This window comes from Nonomuraea sp. NPDC005983 (assembly GCF_040614375.1).
GTDB lineage: Bacteria > Actinomycetota > Actinomycetes > Streptosporangiales > Streptosporangiaceae > Nonomuraea.
This window is the reverse complement of sequence record NZ_JBEXUP010000227.1, coordinates 1-10,458: the sequence shown is the minus strand read 5'-3', so window position 1 is coordinate 10,458 and position 10,458 is coordinate 1. Positions and strand designations below refer to the sequence as shown.

Below are 10,458 nucleotides of genomic sequence, written 5' to 3'. Positions count from 1 at the left end.
GACGCGCCGGCCGGGCCGGCCTCGCGGGCGGGCTCCACGAGCGCCGCGACACCGGCCACCGGCACGGGCCAGACGGCCGCGGCGAGCGCGGAGCCGACCGGGTCGCCGGTGCCGACCTGGGAGGGCCCGACCCCGCCGCCCATCGATCCGAAGCTGTCCAAGGGGTCCGATCGGGCACCGGTCACGATCGTCGAGTTCGGCGACTTCAACTGCCCGAACTGCCGGCACTACGCGCAGACGATCGCGCCCGCGTTGCAGCGCGAGTACCTCGACCGGGGCGTCATCCGGATCTTCTGGCGCGACTCCCCCATCAGGGGCCGCGACTCCATGCGGGCCGCGGTCGCGGGACGGGCCGCCGCCAGGCAGGGGCGGTTCTGGGAGTTCCACGACGCGGTGTTCGCGGGACGTCCGCGCCTCGACGACGAGGGCCTGCGGGCCGCCGCCACGCGCGCCGGCCTGGACGTGGCGAAGTTCGACGCCGACCGCCGCGACCCCGCGCTGAAGCGACTGGTGGACGCCGACCTGAACTTCGCCCTCCAGCTCGGCCTGCCCGGCACCCCGGCCTTTCTCATCAACGGCCGGCTGCTGTTCGGCGCGCAGCCGCTGGCCACGTTCAAGCGGGCGATCGAGAAGGCCCGATGACGGATCTCGGGTACGCGGCGGCGTTCCTGGGCGGCCTGTTCTCCCTGCTCAGCCCGTGCGGGGCGCTGCTGCTTCCGGCGTTCTTCGGCTACGCCTTCCCCGGCGGCAGGGCGCTGGCGGGCCGGACGCTACTGTTCTACGCCGGCCTGTGCGCGGTGCTGGTGCCGCTCGGAATGGGGTCCGCCCAGGCCAGCCGCCTGTTATACGGCCACCAGGAGCTCGTCGTCACGGTGGCGGGCTGGGCGCTGATCGGGTTCGGCGTCCTGCAGCTGGCCGGCCAGGGCTGGACGTTCCGGCCGCTGGAGCGGCTCAGGACGCTGGCCAGAGGTGATTCACCCGCCGCGGTGCTGCTGCTGGGGGTGGTGTCGGGGGTGGGCGGCTTCTGCGCGGGCCCGGTGCTGGGAGCGGTGCTCACGGTCGCCGCGGCCTCCGGCGAGAGCCTGCGCGGCGCCGCGCTGCTCGCGGTGTACGCGGCGGGCATGGCGGCGCCGCTGATGCTGCTCGCCGCCCTCTGGCAACGGTACGACCTGGGCCGCCGGCGCTGGCTCCGCGGCCGCGGCCTGCGCCTGGGCCGGCTCCGTCTGCACACCACGTCGCTGCTGTCGGGCCTGGTCTTCGCCGGGCTCGGCGTCCTGTTCCTGCTCTCGGACGGCACCCGCGCCCTCGCCGTCCCGCTCCCGGACGACTGGGAGGCGGGGCTCCAGTCGGCGGCGCTCGGGAGCGACCTGCCCGACCTGCTCGTGGTCGCGGCGGCGGGGCTCGCGCTGGTGGGCGTCACGACCTGGCGCCTGACCCGCCGTCCGGAGAGGTAACAGTGGACCACGTCGCCGCGGGCCGGCCCTCGTCGGGCAGGTCGACGCGGAAGCGGGGCAGGGCGTCGGGGTAGTTCTCCCTGATGTAGGTGACCAGGTGCTCGCGCACGTCGCATTTGAGGTCCCAGGCCGAGGGCGAGTCGGCGGCGCTCATCAGTGCCCGCAGCTCGATCAGCCCGTTCTTCTGCACGTCGGTGACCTGGAGGGTCCAGTCCTTCTGGTCCCACAGTGGGTTGCCCTGGATGTACCTGTGCAGCTCGTCGCGGAGCTTGGCGACCGGCACCGACCAGTCGACGCGCAGGTAGACCACGGCGACGACCTGGCTGCCGTGCTTGGTCCAGTTCTCGAACGGGTTCTGCGTGAAGTAGGAGACGGGCAGGACGAGGCGGCGCTCGTCCCACAGGCGCAGCACGACGTAGGTGAGCGTGAGCTCCTCGATCCTGCCCCACTCGTTGTTGACGACGACCACGTCATCAAGGCGCAGCGCGTCGCTGAAGGCGAGCTGGAGCCCCGCCAGCATGTTGCCGAGGGTCGGCTGGGCGGCGATGCCGACGACCGCGCCCGCGATGCCGGCCGAGGCGAGCAGCCCGGCGCCCAGCGCCCGGACCTGCGGGAAGGAGAAGAGCATCGCGCCCAGCGCGATCACGATGATGACCGCGGCGGCGACACGGCGGACCAGCCCGATCTGGGTCCTGATCCGCCGTGCCCTGCGGTTGCCCTCCCCCTGGACCAGCACCAGCCGGTCCAGGACGACGTCGGTCAGCGCGTAGCTGGCCTGGACGATCAGCCACGTCACGCTGGCGATGGTGAGCAGCCCGAGCACCTGGTCGACGGTGCCGCCGAGGCTGCGGTCCTGCTGCGTGTCGCCGAACATGCCGGGCCCGAACACCACGTTGAACGCCGCCACGGCGGCCACCGCGAAGGCGGGCCAGGTGCAGTGCTCCACGAGGTGTCGCGCGAGCGCCCATTTGAGCCCGGCCCTCGACAGGATCCGGCGGGCCACCTCCACCACCAGGATCGCGCCGATCACCGAGACGATGAGGATGGGCCAGTCGGACGGCGACTGCACTGTCATACCCCCAATGTCTTAGAAGGTTTCGTCAAACGTCACATTGCCCTCTACTGCTACCTGATAAGCAGAAACACGACGTTCAAAGAAGTTGGCCAACTCCTGGACGTCCTGCAACTCCATGAACGCGAACGGGTTGGCCGTACCGTACCTCCTGGCCAGGCCCAGTCGGGCCAGCCGCTGGTCGGCGACGTATTCGAGATATTCACGCATCTGGTCGACGCTCATGCCCGGCATGCCGTCGCCGCACAGGTCGCGGGCGAAGGCCAGTTCGGCTGCGACGGCTTCCTCGATCATGCTGGTCACCTGCTCGCCCAGCTTGTCGTCGAACAGCTCGGGCTCCTCGGCCCTGACCGTGTCGACCACGCTGAAGGCGAACTCCATGTGCATGGACTCGTCGCGGAACACCCAGTTCGTGCCGGTGGCCAGGCCGCCGAGCAGCCCGCGAGAGCGGAACCAGTAAACGTAGGCGAACGCGCCGTAGAAGAAGAGTCCCTCGATGCAGGCGGCGAAGCAGATCAGGTTGAGCAGGAACTGTCTGCGCTGCTCAACGGTCTCCAGGCGCTGGAGTCCGTTGATCGAGTCGATCCACTTGAAGCAGAACTCCGCCTTGTCGCGGATCGACGGGATGTGGTCGATCGCGGCGAACGCCATGACCCGCTCGTCCGGGTCCGGCAGGTACGTGTCGAGCAGCGTCAGGTAGAACTGCACGTGCACGGCCTCCTCGAACAGCTGCCTGCTCAGGTAGAGGCGCGCTTCGGGGGCGTTGACGTGCTGGTAGAGGTTGAGCACCAGGTTGTTGGCGACGATCGAGTCTCCGGTGGCGAAGAAGGCCACCAGGCGGTTGATCAGGTGGCGTTCCTGCGGCGTCATCTTCGCCAGGTCGGCGAGGTCGCTGTGCAGGTCCACCTCCTCCACCGTCCAGGTGTTGCGGATGGCGGCCCGGTAACGCTCGTAGAAGTCGGGGTAGCGCATGGGCCGTAGGGTCAGGTCCATCCCAGGGTCGAGCAGCATGTTTCGTCGTCTCTCTCTTCGGTGTGGCGGCTACTGGGGGCCGGCTACTGGCAGGCTTCGCAGACCTCTGGGTTCTCCAGCGAGCAGGCGATGACGGACTCCAGCGGCTCGGCGGGGGCCGGGACGGACTGGACCGTGGTCTGGGCGATCCGGGTGGCCGGACGGGAGCGCAGGTAGTAGGTGGTCTTCAGGCCCCGCTTCCAGGCGTAGGCGTACATCGAGGAGAGCTTGCCGATGGTGGGGCTGGCCATGAACAGGTTGAGCGACTGCGACTGGTCGATGTACGGCTGCCTGGACGCCGCCAGGTCGATGAGCGCCTTCTGCGGCAGTTCCCAGGCCGTGCGGTAGAGCGCCTTGAGGTCGCCGGGAATGTCGGGGATGTCCTGGACCGAGCCGTCGGCCCGCTTGATGGCGTCGCGCATCTGCTGCGTCCACAGCCCGCGCGCCTGGAGGTCGGCGACCAGGTAGCGGTTGACCTGGAGGAACTCACCCGACAGGGTCTCGCGCTTGAACACGTTGGACACCTGCGGCTCGATGCACTCGTAGCAACCCGCGATGGAGGCGATGGTGGCCGTCGGCGCGATGGCGACCATCAGCGAGTTGCGCAGGCCGTTGGCGGCGATCTTCTCGCGCAGGGCCTCCCACCGTTCGCCGGTTCCCGCCGCGTAGTGGTCGGGGTGCAGGACGCCGAGCGCCGCGCGGGTGTCGGCGTACGACGCGTGCCTGCCCCGCTCGACGGCCAGGTCGGCGGACGTGTCGTAGGCCGCCAGCGCGATCTCCTCGGCGATGCGGGTGGACAGCTCCAGCGCCTCGGGCGAGTCGAACGGCAGCCTGAGCGTGAACAGCACGTCGGCCAGGCCCATCACGCCGAGGCCGATCGGACGCCAGCGCAGGTTGGCGGCCTGCGCCTCGGGGGTCGGGTAGAAGCCCAGGTCGATGGTCCTGTCGAGGAAGCGCACGGCGGTCCTGACGGTCCGGCCGAGCCGCCCCCAGTCGAGGCCGTCAGAGGTGACGTGCGCGGCGAGGTTGATCGAGCCCAGGTTGCAGACGGCCGTCTCGCCGTCGCTGGTGACCTCCAGGATCTCCGTGCACAGGTTCGACAGGTGGATGACGTTCTCGGGGCGGGCGGTCTGGTTCGAGGTACGGTTGGCCGCGTCCTTGAAGGTCATCCAGCCGTTGCCGGTCTGGGCCAGCGTGCGCATCATCCGGCCGTACAGCGTCCGGGCGGGAATCCGGCGGGTGAACCGGCCCTGGGCCTCGTACGCCCGGTACGCCTGGGTGAAGGCGTCGCCGTACAGGTCGGTGAGGTCCGGCACGTCCTTGGGGTCGAACAGCGACCAGACCTCGTCGGCCTCCACCCTGCGCATGAACTCGTCGGGCACCCAGTTGGCCAGGTTCAGGTTGTGGGTGCGGCGGGCGTCCTCACCGGTGTTGTCGCGCAGCTCCAGGAACTCCTCGATGTCGGCGTGCCAGGTCTCCAGGTACACGCAGGCCGCACCCTTGCGCCGGCCGCCCTGGTTGACCGCCGCGACCGACGAGTCGAGCGTGCGCAGCCATGGGACGATGCCGTTCGAATGCCCGTTGGTGCCCCTGATCAGCGAGCCGCGCGAGCGCACCCGCGTCCACGAGATGCCGATGCCGCCGGCGTACTTCGACAGCCGCGCCACCTGCCCGTACCTCTCGTAGATCGCCTCCAGCTCGTCCCTCGGGGAGTCGAGCAGGAAGCACGACGACAGCTGGGGCCTGCGCGCGCCCGAGTTGAACAGCGTCGGCGAGCTGGGCAGGTACGACAGCGTCGACATCAGCGCATACAGCTCGGCCGCCTCCGCGACCGACTCCGACAGCCCGCACGCCACCCGCAGGAAGAAGTGCTGCGGCCGTTCCAGCACCGCCCGCGTGCGCGGGTGCCGCAGCAGGTAGCGGTCGTAGACGGTACGCAGGCCGAAGTACTCGAACCGCGCGTCGGCCTCGTCGGAGACCAGCGCGTCCAGCTCGGGGGCGTGGGCGGCGACGAACTCCGCCAGCGCGTCCTGGACCAGCCCGGCCGCGTGCGTGGCGGCGACCGACTCGGAGAAGGTCCGCACCCCGTGGCCGGCCGCCTCGTCGGCGATCTCCTCGGCCAGCAGGCGGGCGGCGACCCGGGAGTTGGCCGGGTCGGCGATCACCCGCGCGGCGGCCTCCTCGATGGCCAGCCTGCGGTCGCCCTCAACGATCTGCGTCACGTGCTCTCTCCTCGCGAGCTCATCCTCGTGAGGGCACGCGAGAGCGCGGCACGGCATGCGGCCGCGACGCCCCCGGGCCCTCCCTCGAGGCCCTGGACCGTTCAGCCGGGACAGGCCCGGCGCCGCTGGCAGGTCTTCGGGCTCGCGGGCAGGCCAAGGAGGCGCCTACTGGCCGTCGCTTCCCGGATCGCTCCAGTGCTTGTGACGGCGGTCGTTCCCGCTCACCGCTGCGGGGCAGCCCCGGAATCACACCGGGTTCCCTTTTGCTCCGCCCCTTGGGGCGAACCAGCGACGAGCAGGATCCTACATCTAGTGGCCGTTCCCGCAACTGCCCCAGCATGTTGTGCCGGGCGTGTCGAGCAGGCCGAGGTCGCGAAGCACCGCCCTGGTGCGGTCGATCTCGGACGTGAGCCACTTCTCAAAGTCGTCGCCGCTGAGCGGGATCGGGTTCCAGCCGCCGGCGCGGCACGCGTCCTGCCACGCCCGGGAGCCGCAGACGTCGTCGCACATCTGGATGGCGGCGGCGCGACTGTCGTCCGACATGCTGTCGGGGCCGACGGCGGCGCACCAGTCGGCGAAGTCCACCCGGACCCCCTGCTCCAGCAGCGTCGGCGCGTCCAGGCCCGCGGCCCGCTGGGCGGAGGAGACGGCGAGCACCCTGACCTGGCGCCCGTCGATACTGGGACGCCAGTCGGCCAGGGCCCCGGCGGCGGCCGTGGCCTTGCCGCCGAGCAGCGCCGTCGCGGCCCCCGCGCTGTTGCGGTAGCCGGTGTAGTCGATCCTGCGGGCGTCGGCGCCCAGCCCCTTGGCGATCAGCCCGAAGAGCAGGTGGTCGGGCCCGCCCTGGCGGCCTCCGGCGAGCTTCGTCTGGTCAGGCTGGGCGACCAGGTAGGCGCCGAACTCGTCGAAGTTCCTGAAGCGGGAGGTGCCGGGCACGACCACGACCTCGACGTCGCCGGTGAGCCTGGCCAGCGGGGTCGCGGTGTCGAGCAGGGACAGGCCGTTGTTCATGTCGGCGGCGGCCAGGGCGGGCAGGCCCGTGACGGTGACCTTGGTGACCGGCGTCTGGGACGTGACGGCGTACCCGGACTCGCGGGCGCACCTGACGAGGGTCGCGGCGACCCGGGCCCAGCGGTCGCCGCCCGCTCCGATGGCGAACCGGCCGCGGGTTCGCCAGGGGCCCACCGTGCCGGTGGCCGCGTACTCGGTGCCGCAGCCCGCAAGGAGCGCGGCGCCCAATCCGAGTGCGAAGAACCGTCGACGGCGCATGGCGTCCCACCCCCGAACCTCGCGATATCCCCCATTACTAGAAGTTATTGACAGTAAACGCGTTGCTACACATCAAGGGCGTTGTGGGATGCGTCCGCGAAATCTCGCGAAATTTGGGGCTATTGGGGTTTTGCGGCCTTTTGTGCGACGCCTACGAGGAGGCACGACGCCGGGGACGGGCTGCCGACAAGCCTGGGCCGGTCCGGACGCCAGTCCGCCGCCTGCACCAAACCTGGTGAAACCAGGGTGAAGTCCCCGAAGAACTCCCGGATCTCCTGCGGGGTCCTGTCGGTGCCGCCCGCCCCCCGGTGGACCCCCAGCGTTCCGGGGCCCTGGGCGCGTACCAGCGAGGTGGCGTGTGTGACCACGAGGTGGCTGCCGGGCGCGAGCGCGTCACGGAGCCTGGCCACCATCGCGTGCGGCTCGTCGTCGTCCAGCACGAAGTGCAGCACTGACACCAGCAGCAGCCCCACCGGCTGCGACAGGTCGAGGAAGTCGGCGGCCCTGCCCAGCACGTCGTCGGTGTCGAGCAGGTCGGCCTGGAGCATCACGGCGCCGTCGTCGGCCTGCAGCAGCGCGCGGCCGTGCGCGGCGGCCACCGGGTCGCGCTCGACGTAGACGACCCTGGAGCCGAGCGCGACCTCGTGCGCGTTGCCCTGGGTCGGCAGCCCACCGCCCAGGTGCAGGAACTGCCGGATTCCCGTGCCGGTGAGGTAGCGCACCGCGCGCTGGAGGAAGGCCCGGTTGGCGCGTGCCACCGGGACCGCCTCCGGAAGCAGCTCGGCCAGCGTGTCGATGGCTTCGCGGTCGATGGCGAAGTTGTTCTCGCCGCCGAGCAGGTAGTCGTACATCCGGGCGAGGTTCGGTGTGTGAGAGTCGAACTCCGGCACATCGCGATCTTAGATCGTTCAGGCCCCGTTAACACGAGCTACGTTCCGATTGTGGCCGTTTTGGTGAGCTTCCCGCTCCCGGGCCGCAGCTGATCCGCTATTCGACCGTGACGCTCTTGGCCAGGTTGCGGGGCTTGTCGACGTCCCGGCCGAGCGCGACGGCGGCGTGGTAGGCCAGGAGCTGGAGCGGGATCGTCAGCAGGATCGGGTCCAGCTCGATCTCGTTCTTCGGCACCACGATGACGTCGTCGGCCAGCTTGGCGTCGGGCTCGCGGTGACCGACCATGAGCACCTGGCCGCCACGGGCGCGGATCTCGCCGAGCGTGGTGAGGTTCTTGTCGAGCAGCTCGTCGTCGGGGACGATCGCGACCGTCGGCATCTCCGGGCCGATCAGCGCGAGCGGGCCGTGCTTCAGCTCGCTCGCCGGGTACGCCTCCGCATGGACGTAGGAGATCTCCTTGAGCTTCTGCGCCCCCTCGCGGGCCACCGGGTAGCCGCGGACCCTGCCGACGAACATCATGCTGGGGTTCTTGGCGTACTTCTGCGCCAGCTCGGCGATCTTGTCGCTCTGCGCGAGGATCTCCTCGATCTGGCCGGGCAGCCTGCGCAGGCCCTCGCAGATGCGGCGGCCGTCGGCGGGCGACAGGTCGTGCACCCGGCCGAAGTGCAGCGCCAGCAGCACGAAGGCCAGCGAGGTCGAGGTGAACGCCTTGGTCGAGGCGACCGACACCTCAGGGCCCGCGTGCAGGTAGACGCCGCCGTCGACCTCGCGGGCGATCGCGCTGCCGACCGCGTTGACGATGCCGATCACCCGGCCGCCCTTGCGCTTGAGCTCCTGCACGGCGGCCAGCGTGTCGTAGGTCTCGCCTGACTGGCTGATCGCGACGTAGAGCGTGTCGGGGTCCACGACCGGGTTGCGGTAGCGGAACTCGCTGGCGGGCTCGGCGTCGGCCGGGATGCGGGCCAGCTCCTCGATGAGCTGGGCGCCGATCTGGCCCGAGTAGTAGGCCGAGCCGCAGCCGATGATCTTCACGCGGCGGAAGGAGCGGGTCTCGCGGGCGTCCATGTTGAGGCCGCCCAGGTGAGCGATGTGGAAGCGCTCGTCCAGGCGTCCGCGCATGGTGCGGGCCACCGTGTCGGGCTGCTCGGAGATCTCCTTGAGCAGGTAGTGCTCGTAGCCGCCGGTGTCGTAGTGGCCGGCGTCCCAGTCGACCGTGAGCGGCTCCTTGGCGGTCTCGCGGGCGTCGCTGGCGAAGGTGTGGAAGCCGTCGGCCTTGAGCACGGCCAGCTCGCCGTCCTCCAGGTGGACGACCTGCCGGGTGTAGCGGACCAGCGCGGCCACGTCCGAGGCGGCGAACATCTCCTTCTCGCCGATGCCGAGCACGATGGGGCTGCCGTTGCGCGCCACGACCACCTCGCCGGGCCGCTCGGCGTCGATCACCGCGATGCCGTACGTCCCGACGACGCTCTTGAGCGCCTTCCTGACCGCCTCCTCCAGGGAGTCGTTCTCGCGGGCGGTGCGCGCGATCAGGTGCGAGAGCACCTCGGTGTCGGTCTCGGAGGCGAACTCCACCCCGTCGGCCACCAGCTTGGCGCGCAGCTCGTCGGCGTTCTCGATGATGCCGTTGTGGACGACCGCGATGCGCTCGTCGGTCGACAGGTGGGGATGCGCGTTGACGTCACTGGGCACGCCGTGGGTGGCCCACCGGGTGTGGCCGATGCCGAGGCCGCCCTTGAACCGGGCGGGCACGACCTTGGCCAGATCGGCCACCCTGCCCTTGACCTTGCGGACCTTGAGCCCCTTGTTCGACACCACGACCCCGGCCGAGTCGTAGCCCCGGTACTCCAGCCGCTGCAGCCCCTCCAGCAGGATGGGCGCCGCGTCCTTGGGCCCCACGTAGGCGACGATTCCGCACATCCAAGCTCTCCTCTATCCGTAGATAATCCGGCGCAGTTGGCGCAGGGACAGCTCGGGAGCCGCCACCCTGCGCCCGCGCAGTTCGGCGGCGACCCTGGGGAAGATCTCGTCGTTGGTGAAGCCTTGCGACTTCAGCTCGCCGTGGCGCCGCCGTACGAACTCCTCGGCCGACTCCGAGAAGTACGACAGCACGTCGGCCACCACGCGCGCCGCCTCCCCCGGGCCGAGACCGCTGGTCCGGCCGAGGTGGGCGATGAGGTCCTCGTAGGGGTTCCGTGCCGTGGACACAGACGAGGACACTACGCATGTCGAAGAAGACACGCCAACATCCTGCCCGAAATCGGGCAGGAACAGCCTCTAGAGGACGCTCATACGTCCCCAATCTTTGCCCAAGCGTCGGCAAGCGAATGCCCGCAGCCTGTGAGCACCGTCGCGGACCCCGCCGTCCCCGTGAACCGCGGCATGGCCGTCACCCGGCAGTCGGGCGAGATCGGCGCGACGGCCATCGCCGCGCCCCGGATCGACCGGCTGCTCCGTGATCGGATTCGCGATGTCCGAGGTCAACGGCCGCTTCACGGCGGGCGTCCAGCGGCTACGGGCACACCGGCCGCCCCGCGCGCCG

10 protein-coding genes and 1 riboswitch are annotated in these 10,458 nt (G+C 70.4%); of the genes, 3 read left to right on the top strand and 7 right to left on the bottom strand.

Features of this window, described 5'->3' with window-relative positions; all coding sequences use genetic code 11:
• Together ABZ297_RS44985 and ABZ297_RS44980 are read left to right on the top strand one after the other, a co-directional pair.
• Nucleotides 1-642, top strand: a 642-nt coding sequence (locus ABZ297_RS44985; protein ID WP_355360122.1) for a thioredoxin domain-containing protein, incomplete at its 5' end; no start/stop codon positions are given.
• Nucleotides 639-1,454, top strand: coding sequence for a cytochrome c biogenesis protein CcdA (locus ABZ297_RS44980; protein WP_355360119.1), 816 nt, complete (start codon nucleotides 639-641; stop codon nucleotides 1,452-1,454). The genes ABZ297_RS44985 and ABZ297_RS44980, both read left to right, overlap by 4 nt.
• On the opposite strand, the gene ABZ297_RS44975 is transcribed toward ABZ297_RS44980, so the two are convergent.
• The 7 genes from ABZ297_RS44975 to ABZ297_RS44945 form a co-directional block, all read right to left on the bottom strand.
• Complete coding sequence (locus ABZ297_RS44975) at nucleotides 1,417-2,529, bottom strand: mechanosensitive ion channel domain-containing protein (RefSeq protein WP_355360116.1); 1,113 nt, start codon at nucleotides 2,527-2,529, stop codon at nucleotides 1,417-1,419. The two genes, ABZ297_RS44980 and ABZ297_RS44975, sit on opposite strands and share 38 nt — an antisense overlap.
• Before the next feature lie 12 nt (nucleotides 2,530-2,541).
• Entirely contained in the window at nucleotides 2,542-3,537 is a 996-nt protein-coding gene (locus ABZ297_RS44970) for a ribonucleotide-diphosphate reductase subunit beta (RefSeq protein WP_355360113.1), read from the bottom strand.
• A 44-nt stretch (nucleotides 3,538-3,581) separates the two neighbouring features.
• The gene (locus ABZ297_RS44965; protein ID WP_355360110.1) at nucleotides 3,582-5,759 is read right to left on the bottom strand and encodes a ribonucleoside-diphosphate reductase subunit alpha; all 2,178 of its coding nucleotides are present in this window, start codon (nucleotides 5,757-5,759) and stop codon (nucleotides 3,582-3,584) included.
• A 109-nt stretch (nucleotides 5,760-5,868) separates the two neighbouring features.
• Nucleotides 5,869-6,064, bottom strand: a riboswitch (cobalamin riboswitch).
• 4 nt (nucleotides 6,065-6,068) lie between these two features.
• The gene (locus ABZ297_RS44960) at nucleotides 6,069-7,028 is read right to left on the bottom strand and encodes a tripartite tricarboxylate transporter substrate-binding protein (protein ID WP_355360107.1); all 960 of its coding nucleotides are present in this window, start codon (nucleotides 7,026-7,028) and stop codon (nucleotides 6,069-6,071) included.
• Between the two features lie 119 nt (nucleotides 7,029-7,147).
• Nucleotides 7,148-7,918, bottom strand: a complete 771-nt coding sequence (locus ABZ297_RS44955; RefSeq protein WP_355360104.1) for an SAM-dependent methyltransferase — start codon at nucleotides 7,916-7,918, stop codon at nucleotides 7,148-7,150.
• Between the two features lie 97 nt (nucleotides 7,919-8,015).
• Nucleotides 8,016-9,836: a glutamine--fructose-6-phosphate transaminase (isomerizing) gene (gene glmS, locus ABZ297_RS44950; protein ID WP_355360101.1), complete on the bottom strand. Its 1,821-nt coding sequence runs from the start codon at nucleotides 9,834-9,836 to the stop codon at nucleotides 8,016-8,018.
• Between the two features lie 12 nt (nucleotides 9,837-9,848).
• On the bottom strand, nucleotides 9,849-10,124 hold the full coding sequence (locus ABZ297_RS44945; RefSeq protein ID WP_355360098.1) for a hypothetical protein: 276 nt from the start codon (nucleotides 10,122-10,124) through the stop codon (nucleotides 9,849-9,851).
• 132 nt (nucleotides 10,125-10,256) lie between these two features.
• Here ABZ297_RS44945 and ABZ297_RS44940 point away from each other — a divergent pair.
• Nucleotides 10,257-10,458: hypothetical protein (locus ABZ297_RS44940; protein WP_355360095.1), on the top strand; the 202-nt coding region annotated here is incomplete at its 3' end.

What these genes read in the sequence shown, in the direction of transcription:
- ABZ297_RS44970 (WP_355360113.1), bottom strand. Translation starts at nt 3,537, where the DNA reads ATGCTGCTCGACCCTGGGATGGACCTGACCCTACGGCCCATGCGCTAC.
- glmS (WP_355360101.1), bottom strand. Translation starts at nt 9,836, where the DNA reads ATGTGCGGAATCGTCGCCTACGTGGGGCCCAAGGACGCGGCGCCCATC.
- ABZ297_RS44960 (WP_355360107.1), bottom strand. Translation starts at nt 7,028, where the DNA reads ATGCGCCGTCGACGGTTCTTCGCACTCGGATTGGGCGCCGCGCTCCTT.
- ABZ297_RS44975 (WP_355360116.1), bottom strand. Translation starts at nt 2,529, where the DNA reads ATGACAGTGCAGTCGCCGTCCGACTGGCCCATCCTCATCGTCTCGGTG.
- ABZ297_RS44980 (WP_355360119.1), top strand. Translation starts at nt 639, where the DNA reads ATGACGGATCTCGGGTACGCGGCGGCGTTCCTGGGCGGCCTGTTCTCC.